Origin of the sequence: Streptomyces sp. H51 (assembly GCF_035656535.1) — a bacterium.
Classification (GTDB): Bacteria; Actinomycetota; Actinomycetes; order Streptomycetales; family Streptomycetaceae; genus Streptomyces.
The window spans coordinates 41,873-60,484 of sequence record NZ_JAYMHD010000033.1; the positions used below are offsets into that span (position 1 = coordinate 41,873).

Sequence of the window (18,612 nt, forward strand, 5' to 3'; positions counted from 1 at the left end):
TTACCGCGCAGTGGCCGGGCGTGACCGCGCCCTGCCTACTGTCCTGGACATGCCTCCACTCATACAGACCACCGCCGCGGCGAGCAACGCCGCGCTGCCCCCCGCAGTGGCCGAACGGGTGGCCGACGCTCTCGCCCGACCCGCGGCCCAGCAGCCGGAGTACCCCGATCCGGCCCGAGTCGGCGAGGCGCGCGCCACCCTGGAGCGGCTGCCCTCGCTCGTCCTGCCCGGCGAGGTCGACCGGCTGCGCCGGCGGCTCGCCGAGGTCGCCCACGGACGCGCCTTCCTGCTGCACGGCGGGGACTGCGCGGAGACGTTCGAGGGCAACACCGGGGAGCACGTCCGCGCGAACGTCCGCACCCTGCTGCAGATGGCCGTCGTCCTGACGTACGGGGCGAGCCTGCCCGTCGTGAAGGTCGCGCGGATCGCCGGACAGTTCGCCAAGCCCCGCTCGAAGCCCTCCGACGAGCTGAACCTGCCCGTCTACCGCGGCGACATCGTCAACTCCGCCGAGCCGGTCCCCGCGGCCCGGGTCGCGGATCCCGGCCGCATGGTGCAGGCGTACGCCCACTCCGCCGCCGCCCTCAACCACGTGCGCGCGATGACCGACTCCGGCCTGGCCGACCTGGACCGGGTGCAGGGCTGGAACCAGGACTTCGTCCGGCTCTCGCCCGCCGGACAGAGCTTCAGCGCCCTCGCCGCCGAGATCGACAGCGGGCTGCGCTTCATGAAGGCGTGCGGCGCCGACCACCGGGCCCTGCACACCACCGAGGTGTACGCCTCCCACGAGGCGCTGCTGCTCGACTACGAGCGGGCGCTGCTGCGCCATGTCGTCGAGGAGGACACCGGCCGCACGGCGCTGTACGGCCTGTCCGGGCACTTCCTGTGGATCGGGGAACGCACCCGTGACCTGGACGGCGCGCACATCGCCCTCGCCGCGCAACTGGCCAACCCGATCGGGCTGAAGATCGGGCCGGGCACGTCTCCCGAGCAGGCGGTCGAGTACGTCCGGCGGCTGGACCCGGACCGGGTGCCCGGGCGGCTGACGTTCATCTCGCGGATGGGCCGGGAGCGGATCCGCGAGGTGCTGCCGCCCATCGTGGAGAAGGTCACCGCGCTCGGCCACCGGGTGGTGTGGCAGTGCGACCCGATGCACGGCAACACCAAGGAGACCGAGAGCGGCTACAAGTCCCGGCACTTCGACGACATCCTCGACGAGGTGCGCGGCTTCTTCGAGGTGCACCGGGCGCTCGGCACCCACCCGGGCGGGCTGCACGTGGAGCTGACCGGCGACCCGGTCACCGAGTGCCTGGGCGGCGCCTGCGAGCTCGACGACACCGCCCTGGTGGCCCGCTACGAGACCCTGTGCGATCCCCGGCTCAACCCCGAGCAGTCGGCGGAACTCGCCTTCCTCGTGGCCGAGTTGATGCGCATGCGCGGATGAGGAGTACCGCTCGCCGGTCCGGGCGCGACGCCCGTGGCGGGCGCGGCCGGTGCCGCGCCCGCCACGGGGCGGGCCCTCCGTACCCGGGCGGGGGAAGGGACGGGTACGGAGGGGGTTCAGGACGGGCGGACGGAACCCCGGGCGGGGACCGGCGCCGTGCGCGGCGCCGCCGCCCCGGACGCGGCCTGGACCTCGGGCGCGGCCTGGACGTCGGGCGCGGCCTGGACGTCGAGTGCCGCCTGGACCTCGGACGCGCTCCGGGCCTCGGACGCGCTCCGGGCCTCGGCGGTCCGGGCCTCGGCGGTCCGGGCGGCGCGGGCCCGGTCGGCGCGGGACCGGCTCAGGTACCGCATCGCCGGGGTCTCCACGCAGGCGTACAGCAGCCAGCCGGCGAGCAGGGTGGCCGCGAACATGCCGATCATCACGAGGATCGCGACGGGCGTGCCGTACTGGCCGTTGCCGAGCAGCGCCTGGCGGCCCCAGAAGAGCACCACGCCCTGGCACAGGTAGAAGCCGAAGGACACGTTGCCGAGCCACACCAGGACCCGGCCGTCGAGGTGGGTGGGCACCCCGTGCACATCGGCGCGGGCCACCGACGCGATGGCGACACCGAAGGGCACGACCGTCACCGAGACGAAGTTGAACGGCGCCGGGACGTACATGGCGGCGGCGTAGCCGGCCACCAGCAGGGCCACCACCCAGCCGGCCGGGATGCGCGGCCAGCGGCCGGCCATCACCAGCCGGGCCAGCATCATGCCGAGCACGAACTCGAACATCCGCATGGGCGGGAACGTGTAGTTGAACCAGTTCTGGGTGGGAGAGAGCGGGATCACCGGCAGCCGCGGGCTGTCGGGCAGCAGAAACGTCGTCACGAGACCGACCCCGACCGTGGCCGCCGCCGTGCCGGCCGCCCACCACCAGAGGTTGTCCACCTTGATCCGCCGCACCGCGAGAAGCAGCAGGGGGAACGACAGATAGAACAGCAATTCCGAGCAGAGTGACCAGGACGGCGCGTTCACGCTCATCTGCACGGTGAATTCGTTGATCCACGAGTTCACCAGGAACAGATTCGGCAGCCAGGTGCTCACCGGGGTGTAGGCGGACGCGAAGAGCAGCATGGCCGCCGTCCACATCACCAGGTGATTGGGGAAGATCTTGGCGATCCGGCGCCGCCAGTACGCGGTGACCGGTTCGCCGGGCCGCACCGACCAGGTGATGACGAACCCGCTCAGCAGGAAGAAGAAGGAGACGCCGAGGTAGCCGGCGGGCCCGAAGAACTTCAGCAGTCCCTCCGCGACGGACTTGTCCGCGAAGGGGTTGACGGGGCCGGTGGGGTCGACCGGCCCGATCGGCTGCAGCGAGTGGATGAAGAACACCAGGAGCGCGGCGAAGAACCGCATGCCCGTCAGGGACGGCAGGGCTTTCCGCCGTGGTCCGGGTGCATCGGAATCCACCTCAGGAATGGTTGCGGTCACGATGGTCTCCTGTTTCTCCCTCAGCGATGAGCGGTTTGACGACCGGGAATACCGGGAGCCTAGAAGAACAGCACGGCACAGCGGCACCCGTACATTCCGGGACCGAATTGAGCGGCCGAATTCAGGGGGGTGTTAGGGGAATTCAGGACGGGCGTCCGCGCCCTAGCGTTCTCGCGTATTCACGCCATACGGAGGAATCACGATGGACCGAAGGAACCTGCTCCGCGCCGGAGGCGCCCTCGCCCTGTCGGCGGCGGCCGGGGCCGCGGCCACCAAGTCGGCGTCCGCCGCCATCCGCGCGGCCGGCGCGCCCGACTGGGAAGGCCTGCGCGCGGCCATCGGCGGCGACGTCGTGCTGCCCGGCGACTCCGCCTACGACACCGCCAAGCAACTCGCCATCGGCGAGTTCGACAGCCTCACCCCGCAGGCCGTCGTGTACGCCGAGAGCGCCCAGGACGTGCAGACCGCGATCCGGTTCGCGGCCGCCAACGGCGTCCGGCCGCGGGTGCGCAGCGGCGGCCACAACTTCCTCGGCTGGTCCTCCGGCGAGGGCATGATCCTCGACGTGCGCCGCATCAACCACGTCAGGGGCGGCGGCTCCCCGACCGTACACGTCGGTCCGGGCACCATCAGCATCGAGGCGCTGAACGCGCTGAAGCCGTACAACCAGCAGATGGTGACGGGCACCTGCCACGACGTCGCCGTCGGCGGCTACGTCTCCGGCGGTGGCATCGGCTACCAGAGCCGCGGGTTCGGCGTCGGCTCCGACCGGCTGGTGTCGGCCAAGGTGGTGCTGGCCGACGGCCGCCTGGTGTGCGCGAGCGAGATCTCCAACCCGGACCTGTTCTGGGCGCTGCGCGGCAGCGGCGGCGGCAACTTCGGCGTCGTCGTCGACTTCGAGCTGCGGCCGATCTCCGCGCCGCGCATGGTGTTCTACGAGCAGACCTGGAACTGGGCGGACGCCGAGCGGTTCCTCACCACCTGGCAGGAGTGGTACGCCGGCACGCCCCGCCGGTCCACCGGCCAGGTCATCGTCATCCAGCCGGACGCCGGCTCCGGGAACCCGCCCGTCATCCTGCAGCAGGGCGCCTACTACACCACGCGGGAGGACGCGGACGCGGGCCTCGCCGAGCTCTCCTCGCTGGTCGGCGCGCAGCCCGCCACCAGCCGGGTCCTCGACCTGCCGTTCGACGAGGGCATGCAGTACGTGTACGGGCTCGCCGACGGCGGCGTCCACCCGCGCACCGAGTGGCAGCGCATGCGCGCCCGCCTGGTCGACGAGCCGCTCGGAGCGGCCGGCACCGCGGCCGCGCTGGCCGCGTTCGAGGCCGACCCGCGCGCCGGGCAGACCCGCTACCTGAGCTTCATGGGCCTCGGCGGAGCCGTCGCCGACCGCGCGCCGGACGCCACCGCGTTCGTCCACCGCAGCGCGCTCTTCCACATCGGCTACGGCGTGGCCCTGGGCACGGCGACCCCGAACGCGGAGGAGGCCGGCGCCGCCGTGGCCTGGGCCACCAAGGGCTTCGGCGTCATCGACCCGCTGTCCGGCGGACAGTCCTACATCAACTTCCCCGACCTGTACCTCAGCGACTGGCAGGACGCCTACTACGGCTCCAACTACGCGCGTCTGCGGACGCTGAAGAAGGTCTACGACCCCAACCGCCTGTTCGACTTCCCCCGCGCCATCGGCAACTGACGACCACCACCCACCGCGCCAGAGAGAGGGCGACCTTCCGATGACGGTCACCGACCACGCCAGCCTCCAGCCCGGCGACGCCGCCGTGCCGCCGCCCGGCTGCCCGATGCACCGGGTGCTCGACTACCCGTTCGCCGAGCCCGTGGCCACCGATCTGCACCCGATGTACGCGCAGGTGCGCGAGGAGCAGGCGCTCACCCGGGTCGACATGCAGTACGGCGGGGAGGCCTGGCTCGCCACCCGGCACGCCGACATCAAGACGGTCCTGGCCGACCCGCGCTTCAGCCGGGCCGCCACGGTCGGCAAGGACGTGCCGCGCGTCCGCAAGGCGTACGAGGAACTGAACATCGTCTCCATGGACGACCCGGAGCACGCGCGGCTGCGCAAGCTGGTCGCCAAGGCGTTCACCGTGCGCCGCGTGGAGCAGATCCGCCCGCGCGCCCAGGAGATCGCCGACGAACTGCTCGACCGCATGCTCGCCTCCGAGGACCACACCGGTGACCTGGCCGCGCAGTACGCGTGGATGCTGCCGATCACCGTGATCTGCGAGATGCTCGCGGTGCCGCTGGCGGACCACTACAAGTTCCGCGGCTGGATCGACACCTGGCTGACCATCGGCAACGAGCACACGCTCGAGGAGATGAACGAGGCACGCTTCGAGAAGCTGCCCGAGTACATGTCCTCGCTGATCGCCGAGCGGCGCGCCGAGCCCGGCGACGACCTGCTGTCCGCCCTCGTCGCCGCGCGCGACGAGGAGGACCGGCTCAGCGAGGAGGAGCTGATCACCATGTCGATCGCGCTCCTCGCCACCGGCCACCACACCACCGCCAACCAGCTCGCCAACCACCTGTACATCCTGCTCAGCCGCCGCGAGGAGTGGGAACGGCTGGTCGCGCGACCGGAGTTGCTGCCGACGGCGATCGAGGAGCTGCTGCGGGTGACCCCGCTCAGCCCGTACTCGGAGAACACCCGCATCGCCGTGGAGGACATCGAGCTCGGCGGGCAGACGGTCAAGGCCGGCGAGGCCGTCATGGTGTTCCCGGCGGTCGCCAACCGCGACCCGCGGGTCTTCGAACGTCCCGAGGAACTGGACCTGACCCGCGAGCACAACCCGCACATCGCCTTCGGCCACGGCATCCACCACTGCCTGGGCGCCCCGCTGGCCCGGCTGGAGCTCCAGGTCGCCCTCGGCACGCTGCTGCGCCGGCTGCCCTCCCTGGAACTGGCCGTGCCCGCCGCCGAGGTGCCGTGGAAGCGCGACCACGTCGTGCGCGGTGTCGCCGCGCTGCCCGTCCGGTGGTGACGGCCGTGACCTGGCAGATCGAGGTCGACCGCCGCGCCTGCATGGGCGCCGGGCTGTGCAACGGCACGCTCCCGCACCGCTTCCGGCTCGTCGACGGCAAGGCGCAGCCCGTCGAGGTCCGCATCGAGCCCGACGAGGACGTGCTCGACGCCGCGGACTACTGCCCCTACCGGGCCATCCACATCACCGACCAGGCAACCGGCGAAGCCCTGGTTGCCGTGGACTGACCCGGGTCCGCTGGGGACCCGGTGCGGACAGGAGAACGGCGTGACGATCACGACGACGGAACCGGGGCGGTCCCCGGGCGGCGCGGCGGACGCGCGCCGTGGAGCCGACGACGCTCCCGGGGCGTCGCCGCGCTGGTGGCGGCGGCCCTGGGTGGGCCCGCTCGCCCTGGTGGTGGCGGTGTTCCTGGTCATGGGCATCCCCCGCTATCTCACCTTCGACCCGGCGGAGTCCAAGATCCCGCCGAACCCGCAGTACCCCTGGCACTACCCGGTGCTGGTGGTGCACGTCCTGACCGGCACGGTCGCCATCGTGACCTGCTGCGTCCAGGTGTGGCCGGCCCTGCGGCAGCGTTGGCCGCACGTGCACCGCTTCAGCGGCCGGCTGTACGTGGCGGCCGTCCTGCCGGGGGGTCTGGCGGGGCTGGCGGTGGCCTATGCGAGCCCTTCGGGGCTGTCGATGCAGCTCAGCACGATGATGACGTCGGTGCTGTGGATGGGCACGGCCGCGGCGGGCGTGCGCATGGCCCGGCAGGGCCGCGTGGACGAGCACCGGCGGTGGATGGTGCGCAGTTTCGCGCTCACCATGTCGATCGTGCTGAGCCGCGTCCTCGGGGTGGTCTACGACCACACGCTCCTGCCGCCGCCGGTCACGAACAACGTGGCGGAGCTGATCGCCTGGGGTCAGCAGCGGGCCGGGCTGGCGTCCTGGCCGGGCTGGATCCTGCCGCTGCTGTTCGCGGAGTGGTGGCTGGTGGAGCGCGGCGCCGGGGCGCGCCACCGGGCCCGCCGGGCCCGCCGCGAGGCGGCGGTGCGGCAGGCGGCTGCGCGGCAGGCGGCGGCCGCACCGCGGCCCTGAGACCCACGTGGGCCGGTGTGGCCCCGCCCCCCGGCCCGGGGGGCGGGGCCACACCGGCCCATGCTGACCAGAGTCGAGAACGCCGGCCCTTGGCCGGGGGTCGCACATGCTCACGCCGACCCGGGGTCGGGGCCACGCCGGCCTACGGCTCCAGCCCGCACCGGCCCGGTGCTCGGGGCCGCGTGTGGCCCGCGGAGCGACGCCGCTCGCGGGCCGAGACCGCCCCGACCCGCGAGTCGAGGCCGCCCCGGCCCAGGGTCGGGGCCACGCCGGCCTACGGGGCGAGGTCGTGCCGACCCACGGGGGCGAGGGCGCTCCGGCCCGAGGTCGGGGCCGGAGCGGGCACGGCCGGGGGTCGTCTCCCGTGGGAGGCGGCCCCCGGCCGTGTGTGCAAGGGGGCGGGTCAGGGGGCCAGGGTCTCGCGGGTGCCGTGGCGGGCCGCCGACTTGATGGCGTCGAGCAGTCGGTGGGTGCGGACCGCGGTGGTGAAGTCGGGCCCGAACTCGGCGCCCGTGCGGACGGCCCGCGCCAGGTCCGCGTACACCTGGGCGACATTGCTCACCGGTGACGGCGGCCCCGGCAGCAGCGGCCGGTAGGCGTCCGGCACCGGGATCTCCACCGCGGGTGAGCCGTTCGCCGTGGCGTGGGTCAGCGTGAACTGCGGGCCGACCAGGGAGTCGTCCGAGGAGACCAGCACCAGGCGCCCGCTCCGGCCGTGCACCTCGATGCGGAAGCCGTCACCGCGCGGACCGCCGGTCATGAAGTGCGCCGACGCGGCCGCACCCGAGCGGAGCAGCCCGCCGACCACGATCTGGTCCGGGGACGTGACCTCGATCCGCTCCCCCGTCTCCTCCATCGTCACCCGGTCGATCCGGGTGGTGAGCGTCGCGGACAGCTCGGCGAACTCCCCGACGGCGTACTGGAACATGTCCAGCGAGTGCCCGCCGACCACGGCCACGTGGTTGACGCCCTTCGTCTCGTCGAACAGGGCCGCGTACCGCGTGGACCACACTTCCGGCGTGCTCAGCGAGTACAGCAGCGACGCCGACAGCACCTCGCCGATCAGGCCGTCGCGCAGCAGGTCCCGCAGCAGGCGCACCGCCGGGTGATGCCTGCTCTGCAGCCCCACCGCGTGCCGCACCCCGGCGGCCCGCGCCTTCGCCTCGAAGCGCTCGGCGGTCGCCGCGTCCAGGGCCAGCGGCCATTCGCTGTAGACGTGCCGGCCCGCGTCGATGGCGGCCTCCACCAGGCCGTCGCGCTGCGGCAGTTGTACGGCGATGGTGACCAGGTCGACGTCCGGGTCGGCCATCAGGGCGCGGGCGTCGTCGTACGCCCGGTCGGCGCCCCAGACCGCGGCCGCCGCGCGTGCCGACTCGGGGCTCGTGCCGGCGACGGCGACGATCTCGAAGTCGTCCTCCAGCGCCGACAGCGCCGGCAGGTGGATGCCACGGCCCCACCCCCGTTCGGCGTGTGCGCCGACGACTCCCACTCGGATCCTGTCCGCCACGGTGAAACCTCTTTCGCTTGCGTTGGTGGTTGGGTGTTGGGGGTTGGGGTTGGGCTGGGTCGGGGGTGGTGATCGTCGCAGCCGCCGTGGCCGCGGGGAACACGCGTCGGAGCGTGACCGGGTCCACCGGTCACGCTCCGACTGGTCGGCGTCGCGTCAGATGTGGGCGTTCACGGCCGGGGCGTCGGCCGCGGCCTGCGGCTCCGCGGAGGCCCCCTCCTTGGCGTCCTTGAGCACCAGGAAGGTCACGCACCAGGCCAGGAACACGAAGCCGGCGGCGAACACGAAGGCCAGGCTGTAGCCGTCGCGCAGCGCCTGAAGCTGCGGCCGGCCCTGGTCCAGCAGGGTGTTGCTGTGCGAGGTGGCGAGTGTCGCCAGGACCGCCAGACCCACCGCCGCGCCCGCCTGCTGCGCCGTGTTGTTCAGCCCGGAGGCCAGTCCCGCGTCCTCGGGGGCCGCGCCCGACATGGCCCGCATGATGACCGACGGGACGGTCAGGCCCATGCCGAAGCCCTGGATGACGAGGGTGGGGGCCACGTCGATCCAGTAGTTGCCGTCGACGGGCGCCCTGCTGAGCAGCAGCAGCCCGCCGCCGAGGAACAGCAGACCGGTCAGCAGCACCCGCCGGGTGCCGAAGCGTCCGGTGAGCTTCGCCGTGAAGAACAGCGACATGGTGCCGATCACCAGTGGCGCGGGCAGGAACGCCAGGCCGGTCTGCATCGAGTCGAAGCCCAGCACCCGCTGCAGGTAGAGCGCGTTGAGGAACTGGAAGCCGAAGCCGGCCGCGAACACCAGGATCACGGCGAGGTTGGCGCCCACGATCTCCCGGCTGCGGAAGATGCGCAGCGCCAGCAGCGGACGCCGGGCCGTGGCCTGCCGCCAGACGAAGCCGCCGAGCAGCAGCACCGCCACCGCCCCGTAGAGCGCCAGTTCACCGGTGCTGAACCGGTTCTCGGAGATCTGCGAGATGGTGAAGACGCCCAGCGACAGGCCGACCGTGACCAGGACCGCGCCGATCGCGTCGGCGCCCGCGCCGATGCCGATGCCCGGCTGGGCGGCCAGCTGGCGCAGGCCGACCACCAGGGCGATCGCACCGATGGGCAGGTTGATCAGGAACACCCAGTGCCAGCCGAGGGTGTCGGTGATGACCCCGCCCGCGATCAGGCCGACCGAGGCACCGCCCGCCGAGACGAAGCTGTAGATGCCCATGGCCTTGGCCTGCTCGCCCGGCTCCGGGTACAGGCCGACGATCATGCCGAGCACCACCGCGGAGGCCAGCGCGGCGCCCACGCCCTGCAGGAAGCGGCCCGCGATGAGCAGCTCCGAGGTGTTGGCGAGGCCGCACAGCAGGGAGGCGATGGTGAACGTCGTCAGGCCGCTGAGGAAGACCTTCTTCGGGCCGATCAGGTCGCCGAGCCGGCCGGACAGCAGCAGCAGTCCGGCGAAGGCGATGAGGTAGGAGTTCACCACCCAGGACAGGCCGCTCTGGGAGAAGCCGAGCCCGCTCTGGATGGTCGGAAGGGCGACCGTGACGATCGTCCCGTCAAGGATGATCATGAGTTGCATCGCGCAGAGGATGCTGAGCGCGAGGCCGCGCGAGCGGCCCGCTGCTGTCGGGGGGGTCATCACTCACTTCTTTCGTCGTCACATCGTGGTCGTGGCTCGGAGTCCAGCGCTCACCGCCGACGCGTTCGCTCGCGCCCGCGCGTGGATCAAGTACGCCACGCGCACGGCCACCTTGCGGCAACCGTGCGGTAATCGCGCAGGTCACAGCGGGTGTGGCGGCACCTCATACGGCCGCCGGAACGGGGTGCGAGGTCTCCCGGAGGGCCTCCCGCAGAGCGTCGACGAGGGCGCCGGCCGCCTCGGCTCCGTCGGCCGTGCCGAAGGCGTAGGTGTCGGGCCGTACGAGCACGCAGCGGGCCGCCGCCCCGGTGAGGTACGCGCCGAAGCCGCCCTCGACGTCCACCACGCTGCCCGCCGGCACCCCGGCCGGATCGGTGCCGGCCGGCAGCAGCCGGACCAGGTAGGCGCCGAGCGACTCCAGGAACGCCGTCCGCTCGGCGCCGAGCAGCTCGCGCGGGTCGTCGAGGGAGGCGAAGACGAAGCCCCGGCCCGCCACCTCGTCGAACAGCCCGTGCGCCGTCCCGGCGGCGACGCGCGGCTGGGGCACCTGGTCGCCCGCGCCGCGCCGCCTGCGGCCCGTGCCGTCCCGCCAGACCAGTCCCCGGGTCAGCGGCTGGAACGGCGACTGCTGCGGGCGGGCCATGCGCCGCTCGCGCGCCGCGATCATCACCGCGTCCCGGTCGGCGGCGGCCTTCGGGTCGGTCTGGCAGATGACCTTGCCGAGGTTCACCGACATGCCGATGGCGTGCTGCACATGGGCCCGCCGTTCCTCGGCGTAGGAGTCGAGGAGTGCCTCGCCGGCCCGCCCGTCCAGCACCAGGTCGAGTTTCCAGGCGAGGTTGGCGACGTCGCGGAAGCCCGAACTCATGCCCTGGCCGGCGAACGGCGGCATCAGGTGCGCCGCGTCACCGGCGATCAGCAGCCGCCCGAGCCGCCATCGGCGGGCGGTCGCGGCCTGGAAGGTGTAGACCGCGTGCCGCTCCATGGTCCCGTCGTCCGGGGTGATGCCGCACTGGGCGAGCAGCCGCCAGGCGACCCGCGGATCGTCCATGTCCTGTTTGCGCTCGCCGGGCAGCAGCATGAACTCCCAGCGCCGGTGCCCCGGGCCCGCCGAGACCTGGGTGCGCGGCCGGGCCGGATCGCAGATCTGGAGGTTGTTGGGCACGAAGGTGCGGTCGTCGTGCATCGCGAGGTCGCAGATCAGCCACTCGTGGTGGAATCCGAGGTCCTCGAAGTCCGTGCCGATCGTGCGGCGGACGAGGCTGTTCGCGCCGTCGCAGCCGACCACCCACCGGGCGCGCAGCAGCCGCCGTGCTCCGTCGCCGTCCGTGACCCGCAGTACGGCGCCGTCCGCGTGCTGCGCCAGTTCCACGGCCTCGCAGCCGCGCAGCACCGTCAGGTTGGGCAGCCGCTTGCCGTACGCGATCAGCGCGTCCTCCAGGCCGGGCTGGTACATGGAGGTCGACTCCGGCCAGCCGTTGCGCCCCTTGACCTCGGCGGCGTCGATGTAGAGCAGGTCGCGGCCCTCGCCGTTGCGCCACAGGTAGTCGCCGGAGGGTTCGCCGACCGCGGTGAGGTGGTCCGCGACCCCGGCGGCGGCCAGGATCCGGGCGGCCTCGCCGTCGAAGGCGACCGCGCGCGGCATCGGGTACGGGCGCGGGTGCCGTTCGACGACGATCACCCGCCGTCCGCGCCGCGCCATCAGGTTGGCCAGCACCTGGCCCACCGGCCCGTACCCGACGACGAGCAGGTCCGCCACCTCGTCGGGCCACCAGCGGGGGTCTGCAGCCGTTGCCGTCATGCGCGTCTCCCCCTTCAGGCCGCCGCGGACCGGGTCCGCAGCAGGATGTCGTCGAGCACGGCCTCGTAGTCGGCCGGCTTCACCAGGACCCGGACCCGCTCCCGGCCGTCCTCGACGATCAGCAGCCGGCGGCCGGTCAGCGTCATCTGCCCGTTCTCGAGGGCGCGTCCGCGGATGTACGTCACGTGGGCGGCGAGCATCCGGGCGTACGCGTCGAGTTCGGGGTTGTCCGCGTCGAGCCACTCGGAGAACCGACGCGGCTTCAGCCGGAAGCGGTGGATGACGCCCCACTCGCCGTCCCGCGGCCGGCGCTCCAGGTAGTGGAAGCCGTCGTCCTCCTCCCGGACGCGGAAGCCGGTCCCGTACTGCTCCTGCGGCTCGGCGGACACCCGCACCGGCTCGATCAGCGACGGGCCGGAGTAGCCGACGTCCGCCAGGTACCACTCGCCGTCGATGCGGACGCCGTTGAACAGGTGCTCCATGTCCGGTCCGTAGGAGCCGTCCGGGCCGCGCACCCCGGCCGACAGCACCACGACCTCGAAGCCGAGGCGGGTGAGCAGGGCGCGGAAGAGGCCGTTGAGCTCGTAGCAGACTCCGCCGCGCCCGCCGACGATCACCTCCTGGTAGACGGCGTCGACGTCGATGTCCACGCCGTCCCAGATGGCCGTTCCGCGGGCCTCGTTGAGGTGGTTGTCGAACGGGACGGTCATCAGGTGGCGCTTGTGCAGCAGCCGCAGCGTCTCCAGTGTGGGCGCGGGCGCGGGCCCGGTGTGGCCGAGTGCGGCCAGGTAGTGGTCGAGGTCGAACATCGTGTGGTCCGTTCCCTTCGGGGCGTGGCGGTGGCGGTGGTCGTCGCGGCTCAGGCGTACTCGGCGGCCGGCGCGGCCACCTGGCCGAGCAGGTACTCGGTGAGGAGGCTGGGCGTGGGCTGGTCGAACAGGAGCATCACGGGCAGTTCGGCGCCGATCGCGGCGGCGAGGCGGTTGCGCAGTTCGACGGCCGTCAGCGAGTTGAAGCCGATGTCGAAGAAGCCCTCGTCGGCGTCGACCGCGTCGGCGTCGGAGTGCCCGAGCACGGCGGCCGTCTCGGCGCGCACCAGGTCGAGGAGGGCCGCGGGGCGCTCCTCGGCGGGCAGGGCGGCGAAGCGGTCGAGGAAGGATTCCTGGTCGTGCGCGTCGGTGGTCATGTCGCTCTCCGGGTGCGGGATGGTCGGGACGTCGGGCGCCGGGCCCGTGGGCTGGAACTGCTCGAGCCAGTAGGGGCGGTGCTGGAAGGCGTACGTGGGCAGCGCGGTGGCCGCCTCGGCGGGGAGCCCGGCGTCGGGGCCGAGCAGACCGCTCCAGTCGACATCGCCGCCGCGCACGTACAGCTCCGCGAGCGATACGGCGAACCGCTCGGGGCCGCCCTCACCGCGCCGCAGCGTCCCCACGACGACGGTCGGGGCGCCGGGCCGGCCCTCGACGCTCTCCCGCACAGCCATGTTCAGCACCGGGTGGGCGCTGACCTCGACGAAGGCGCGGTGGCCGCTGTCGAAGAGGGCGTCGACGCAGGCGCCGAAGCGGACCTCGTGGCGAAGGTTGCCGTACCAGTACGCGGCGTCCAGCGGGGTGGTGTCGTCGAGCCAGGCCCCGCGGTACGTCGAGTACATCGGGATCTCCGGCTTCCGCGGCGTCAGCCCGGCGAGTTTCTCGGCGAGTTCGTCCTCGACGGCCTCGACGTGGCTGGTGTGGGAGGCGTAGTCGACGGGGATCATGCGGGCGCGGATCCCGGCTTCCGTCGCCGCCTCGTGGCAGTCCCGCAGCGCGTCCGCGTCACCGGCGACGATGGTGGAGGCGGGCCCGTTGACCGCGGCGATCTCGATGCGTCCCGCGTACTCCGCGATCCGGTCCTCCGCCGCGGCCCGGGGCACCGGCAGGAACATCATGCCGCCGCGTCCGGCGAGGCGGGCGGCGATGGCCTGGCTGCGCAGGGCGACCACCCGGGCGGCGTCGTCCAGGCTGAGCGCGCCGGCGATGTGCGCGGCGGCGATCTCGCCCTGGGAGTGGCCGACCACCGCGTCCGGCCGCACGCCGTGGTGCTGCCACAGCCGTGCCAGGGCGACCATGACGGCGAAGGAGGCCGGCTGGACGACGTCGACCCGGTCGAAGTCGGGCGCCCCGTCCGCCTGCCGCAGCACGTCGAGCAGGTCCCAGTCGACGTACGCGGACAGCGCCCGCGCGCAGTCCGTGATCGTCTGGGCGAACACCCACTCGGTGTCCAGGAGCCGGGCGCCCATGCCCGCCCACTGGTGTCCCTGGCCGGGGAAGACGAACACCGTCTTGCCGTCCACGTCGGCCGTGCCGGTCACCACGTTCGGCGACTGCTCCGCCGCGAGCAGGGATTTCAGCCCGCCCGACAGTTCCTCGGACGTGGTCCCCAGCACGACCGCACGCCGGTCCATGCGGGCGCGGTGGAACGCCAGCCCGTGTGCGACGACCGCCGGGTCGAGGTTCCCCGAGGATTCCAGCAGCCGGCCGGCCTGGGCGGCAAGGGCGGCCTCGGTCCTGGCGGAGACCAGCCAGGGGACGACGGCGGGCCGGGGCGTGTCCGGCGTTCCGGGCCGGTCCGGGGCCTGTTCGAGGATGACGTGGGCGTTGGTGCCGCTGACGCCGAACGAGGACACCGCGGCCCGGCGCGGACGGCCGGTCCTCGGCCACTCCCGCCGCTCGGTGAGCAGTTCGACCGCCCCGGCGCTCCAGTCGACCTTGGTGGACGGCTGGTCGACGTGCAGCGTCCTGGGCAGCACCCCGTGCCGCATCGCCTGGACCATCTTGATGATGCCGGCCACCCCGGCCGCCGACTGGGCGTGCCCGATGTTCGATTTCAGTGATCCCAGGAACAGCGGGTAGCCGCGGTTCCTGCCGTACGTGGCGAGGAGGGCCTGCGCCTCGATCGGGTCGCCGAGCGTGGTGCCGGTGCCGTGGCCCTCGACCGCGTCCACCCCGTCCGGGGTGAGGCCCGCGTTGGCCAGGGCCTGGCGGATGACGCGTTGCTGGGACGGGCCGTTGGGCGCGGTCAGGCCGTTGGAGGCGCCGTCCTGGTTGACCGCGGAGCCGCGCACCACCGCCAGCACCGGGTGCCCGAGCCGCTGCGCGTCCGACAGCCGTTCCAGGGCGAGGACGCCGACGCCCTCGGCCCAGCCGGTGCCGTCGGCGGCCTCCGCGAACGCCTTGCAGCGGCCGTCCGCCGCGAGCCCGCGCTGGGTGGAGAACTCCACGAACACGCCCGGCGTGCCCATGACCGCGGCACCGCCCGCCAGCGCCATGTCGATCTCACCGCTGCGCAGTGCCTGCGCGGCCAGGTGCACGGCGACCAGCGAGGACGAGCAGGCCGTGTCGACGGTGATCGCCGGCCCCTCCAGACCGAGCGTGTACGACACCCGGCCGGAGGCCACGCTGCCGGAGTTGCCCGTGCCCAGGAACCCCTCCAGGCCCTTCGGGGAGAACTCCAGGCCGGGCGCGTAGTCGTGGTACATCACCCCCGAATAGACCCCGACCCGGCCGCCGGCCAGCGCGGTCGGGTCGACCCCCGCCCGCTCCAGTGCCTCCCAGGACGTCTCCAGCAGCAGCCGCTGCTGCGGGTCCATGGCGAGCGCCTCGCGCGGCGAGATGCCGAAGAAGCCCGCGTCGAACTCGGCCGCGTCGTGCAGGAACCCGCCCTGGTTCACGTACGAGGTGCCGGGGCGCTCCGGGTCCGGGTCGAAGAGCCGCTCCAGGTCCCAGCCGCGGTCCTCGGGGAAGCCGGAGACCGCGTCGCGGCCCTCGGCGACCAGCTGCCACAGCTCGTCCGGGCTGCTCACCCCGCCCGGCAGCCGGCACGCCATGCCGACGATCGCGATCGGCTCGCGGGCCGCCGCGGCGATCCGCTGGTTCTCCTGCTTGAGGCGCTCGTTCTCCATCAGCGAGGCGCGCAGCGCCTCGACGATCTTGTCGCTGGGCGTCGTACCCATGACACTCTCCCTGTCCGGTGGTTGCCTGTCAGTTGCCGAGGGCGCCCAGCGCCCGGGCCACCAGGTCGTCGGCGTCCATCGCGGCGATCCGGTGCAGTTCCTCCTCCACCGCCACCGCGGCGACCGGAACCGCGGCCGTCTCCTCCTGCTCCGGTGCGGTCTCGGGCAGCAGTTCGGCCAGCAGGTGGCGGGCCAGCGCGGCCGGGGACGGGTGGTCGAAGATCAGCGTGGCGGGCAGCCGCACACCGGTCGCGGCGGAGAGCCGGTTACGCAGCTCCACCGCGGTGAGCGAGTCGAACCCGACGTCCTTGAAGGCCTGCGCGGGCTGCACCGACTGGCCGCCGAGCACCGTCGACGCGTGGCCGCGCACCAGTTCCAGCAGCCGGCGCGACCGGTCCGCCTCGGGCAGTGCGGCCAGTTGCCCGGCGAGGGACTCCCCGTCGGTCCGGGCACCGTGTGCCGCCCTGCGCGGTGGGCTCACCAGCGAGCGGAACACGGCAGGCAGCGTCCCATCGGCCGCCGCGGCGCGCAGCGCGGGGACGTTCATCCTGCTCGCCACCAGCACCGCTTCCGGCGACCGCAGGCCCTCGTCGAACAGGGCCATGCCCTCCTCGGCGGTCAGGGCCAGGGCGCCCTGCCGGCTCATCCGGTCCTGATCGCCCCCGTCGAGATGCCCGGTCATGCCGCTCGCGTCCGCCCACAGGCCCCAGGCGAGGGAGACGGCGGGGACGCCGTCGGCGCGCAGCCGGCGGGCGTAGGCGTCGAGCGCGGCGTTGGCGGCGGCGTAGTTGGCCTGCCCGGGGTTGCCGAGGATGCCGGCCGCGGAGGAGTACAGCACGAACGCGGCCAGGTTCCGATCCCTGGTCAGCTCGTGCAGATTGCGGGCCGCGTCGGTCTTCGGCGCGAACACGGCGTCCAGGTGGCGCGGCGTCTGCGCGCCGAACGTGGCGTCGCTCAGGACACCGGCGGTGTGGACGACGGCGGTGAGGGGGTGATCCGGGTCGACGGCGGCCAGCGCGGCGGTGAGTCGGTCCCGGTCGGCCGCATCGGCGGCGAGGACGGTCACCCGCGCCCCGAGGCTCGTCAGGTCCCGGGTCAGCGCATCGGCGCCGGGTGCCTCCGGACCACGGCGGCTGAGCAGGAGGAGGTGCCGTATGCCGTGCTCGGTCACCAGGTGCCGTGCGGCGAGGGCGCCGAGGGTGCCGGTGCCACCGGTGATCAGCGCGGTGCCCTCCGGGTCCAGCGGGCTCGGGCCCTCCGCCACCTCCGCCCGGACCAGCCGCGGGATGCGGACCCGGCCGTCGGCCAGCGCGAGCTGCGGCTCACCCGTGGCCAGGGCGGCGGGCAGCAGGCCCTCGTCCCCCTCGGCCGCGTCGACCAGGACCAGGCGATCGGGGTGCTCGTTCTGCGCGGTGCGCACCAGGCCCCACACGGCCGCCTGAGCCGGATCGTCGACAGCGCCACGGGTCAGGACCACCAGACGGCCGTCCTCGTCCTCTGCGGCCAGATGCGCCTGCACCGCGGCCAGGACCTCACCCGCCAGCAGGCGTACGTCCTCACCGGTGCGGCCGGTCAGATCCAGCACCGGCCAGTCCGCCCCCACCGTCTCCTCCGGCGTACGGACCTCCTGCCACTCCACCCGGAACAACGCGTCCCGCACACCGGCGTCCCCCGAGTCCAACTGCCGCGGATCCACCGCACGGAAGGCCAGCGACCCCACCGACGCCACGGGGTTCCCCGTCCCGTCGGCGGCCTGCACGGACACCGCGTCCGCGCCCCGGGGCGCGAGCCGTACCCGAAGGGCCGTGGCACCCGTGGCGTGCAGGGTGACCCCGTTCCACGCGAACGGCAGCAGCGTGCGCTCGTCCTTCGGCTGGTCCGCGAACGCGGCGGTGTGCAGGGCGGCGTCGAGCAGCGCCGGGTGCAGGCCGAATGCCTTGGCGTCCCCGGCCGCCTCCTCGCCGAGCGCCACCTCGGCGAACAGTTCCTCGCCGCGCCGCCACACCCGCCGCAGGCCCTGGAACACCGGCCCGTACTCGTACCCGGCGACGTACCGCAGATCGTAGAAGTCGGCGACGGACAGAGCCTCCGCGCCCTGAGGCGGCCAGACTCCGAAGTCGAACGCCTCCGCCGCGGGTTCGCCGGCCCGGGTCGTGAGGAACCCGGACGCGTGCCGGGTCCACGCCTCGCCGTCGGCGCCGCGCGAGTGCACCGTGACGCTGCGGCGGCCCAGTTCGTCCAGCGCGCCGGCGGTCACCTGCACCCGCACCTCGCCGGAGGCGGGCAGCACGAGCGGTGCCTCGACGACCAGTTCGTCCAGGGCGCCCGTGCCCACCAGGTCCCCGGCGTGCACGGCCATCTCGACGAGTGCGGTCCCCGGCACGAGGACGGTGCCGGACACCGCGTGGTCGGCGAGCCACGGATGCGAGCCGAGCGACAGCCGGCCGGTGAGCAACACCCCGCCGTCCTCGGGGAGTTCGACGACCGCGCCGAGCAGCGGGTGCTCGGCGTCGTCCAGGCCGGCGGTACCGAGGTTGCCCGCGGATTCGGGAGCCCGCAGCCAGTAGCTCTGGTGCTGGAAGGGGTAGGTGGGCAGGTCGACGTGGGTGTGGCCGGTGGAGTCGGGGAGGGGGTCGGTGACCACGCCGCGGGTGTGCAGGACGGCCAGGGAGGTGTGGAAACGGGCCGG

12 protein-coding genes are annotated in these 18,612 nt (G+C 73.4%); 5 read left to right on the forward strand and 7 right to left on the reverse strand.

What is annotated here, in order from left to right; translation table 11 throughout:
- The first annotated feature begins 49 nt into the window (after window positions 1-49).
- On the forward strand, window positions 50-1,444 hold the full coding sequence (locus tag VKA29_RS09210; protein ID WP_324784792.1) for a class II 3-deoxy-7-phosphoheptulonate synthase: 1,395 nt from the start codon (window positions 50-52) through the stop codon (window positions 1,442-1,444).
- Between the two features lie 116 nt (window positions 1,445-1,560).
- Here VKA29_RS09210 and VKA29_RS09215 read toward each other — a convergent pair whose 3' ends face one another.
- Complete coding sequence (locus VKA29_RS09215) at window positions 1,561-2,898, reverse strand: acyltransferase (RefSeq protein WP_324784793.1); 1,338 nt, start codon at window positions 2,896-2,898, stop codon at window positions 1,561-1,563.
- A gap of 223 nt (window positions 2,899-3,121) precedes the next feature.
- Between VKA29_RS09215 and VKA29_RS09220 the strand changes: the two genes are divergently transcribed.
- From VKA29_RS09220 to VKA29_RS09235, 4 genes are read left to right on the forward strand one after another with little or no spacing between them, the layout of a single operon-like run.
- Window positions 3,122-4,615: an FAD-binding oxidoreductase gene (locus VKA29_RS09220; RefSeq protein ID WP_324784794.1), complete on the forward strand. Its 1,494-nt coding sequence runs from the start codon at window positions 3,122-3,124 to the stop codon at window positions 4,613-4,615.
- 40 nt (window positions 4,616-4,655) lie between these two features.
- Window positions 4,656-5,918, forward strand: a complete 1,263-nt coding sequence (locus VKA29_RS09225) for a cytochrome P450 (RefSeq protein WP_324784795.1) — start codon at window positions 4,656-4,658, stop codon at window positions 5,916-5,918.
- 5 nt (window positions 5,919-5,923) lie between these two features.
- On the forward strand, window positions 5,924-6,145 hold the full coding sequence (locus VKA29_RS09230; RefSeq protein ID WP_324784796.1) for a ferredoxin: 222 nt from the start codon (window positions 5,924-5,926) through the stop codon (window positions 6,143-6,145).
- 40 nt (window positions 6,146-6,185) lie between these two features.
- Complete coding sequence (locus VKA29_RS09235; RefSeq protein ID WP_324784798.1) at window positions 6,186-7,001, forward strand: DUF2306 domain-containing protein; 816 nt, start codon at window positions 6,186-6,188, stop codon at window positions 6,999-7,001.
- Between the two features lie 403 nt (window positions 7,002-7,404).
- Here the strand turns inward: VKA29_RS09235 and VKA29_RS09240 are convergent, their stop codons facing one another.
- The 6 genes from VKA29_RS09240 to VKA29_RS09265 form a co-directional block, all read right to left on the reverse strand.
- Complete coding sequence (locus VKA29_RS09240; protein WP_324784799.1) at window positions 7,405-8,508, reverse strand: Gfo/Idh/MocA family oxidoreductase; 1,104 nt, start codon at window positions 8,506-8,508, stop codon at window positions 7,405-7,407.
- Between the two features lie 156 nt (window positions 8,509-8,664).
- Window positions 8,665-10,134: an MFS transporter gene (locus tag VKA29_RS09245; RefSeq protein ID WP_324784800.1), complete on the reverse strand. Its 1,470-nt coding sequence runs from the start codon at window positions 10,132-10,134 to the stop codon at window positions 8,665-8,667.
- Between the two features lie 163 nt (window positions 10,135-10,297).
- On the reverse strand, window positions 10,298-11,935 hold the full coding sequence (locus VKA29_RS09250; RefSeq protein ID WP_324784802.1) for a bifunctional 3-(3-hydroxy-phenyl)propionate/3-hydroxycinnamic acid hydroxylase: 1,638 nt from the start codon (window positions 11,933-11,935) through the stop codon (window positions 10,298-10,300).
- A 14-nt stretch (window positions 11,936-11,949) separates the two neighbouring features.
- Entirely contained in the window at window positions 11,950-12,744 is a 795-nt protein-coding gene (locus VKA29_RS09255; protein ID WP_324784803.1) for an arylamine N-acetyltransferase family protein, read from the reverse strand.
- 50 nt (window positions 12,745-12,794) lie between these two features.
- The gene (locus VKA29_RS09260; protein ID WP_324784804.1) at window positions 12,795-15,923 is read right to left on the reverse strand and encodes a type I polyketide synthase; all 3,129 of its coding nucleotides are present in this window, start codon (window positions 15,921-15,923) and stop codon (window positions 12,795-12,797) included.
- Window positions 15,924-15,951: 28 nt separating this feature from the next.
- On the reverse strand, window positions 15,952-18,612 hold a 2,661-nt coding region (locus tag VKA29_RS09265; protein WP_324784805.1), incomplete at its 5' end, for a type I polyketide synthase.

Bases quoted from the DNA above. Each gene is read 5' to 3' on its own strand.
- VKA29_RS09210 (WP_324784792.1), top strand. From the start codon at position 50: ATGCCTCCACTCATACAGACCACCGCCGCGGCGAGCAACGCCGCGCTG.
- VKA29_RS09220 (WP_324784794.1), top strand. From the start codon at position 3,122: ATGGACCGAAGGAACCTGCTCCGCGCCGGAGGCGCCCTCGCCCTGTCG.
- VKA29_RS09225 (WP_324784795.1), top strand. From the start codon at position 4,656: ATGACGGTCACCGACCACGCCAGCCTCCAGCCCGGCGACGCCGCCGTG.
- VKA29_RS09245 (WP_324784800.1), bottom strand. From the start codon at position 10,134: ATGACCCCCCCGACAGCAGCGGGCCGCTCGCGCGGCCTCGCGCTCAGC.
- VKA29_RS09250 (WP_324784802.1), bottom strand. From the start codon at position 11,935: ATGACGGCAACGGCTGCAGACCCCCGCTGGTGGCCCGACGAGGTGGCG.
- VKA29_RS09255 (WP_324784803.1), bottom strand. From the start codon at position 12,744: ATGTTCGACCTCGACCACTACCTGGCCGCACTCGGCCACACCGGGCCC.
- VKA29_RS09260 (WP_324784804.1), bottom strand. From the start codon at position 15,923: ATGGGTACGACGCCCAGCGACAAGATCGTCGAGGCGCTGCGCGCCTCG.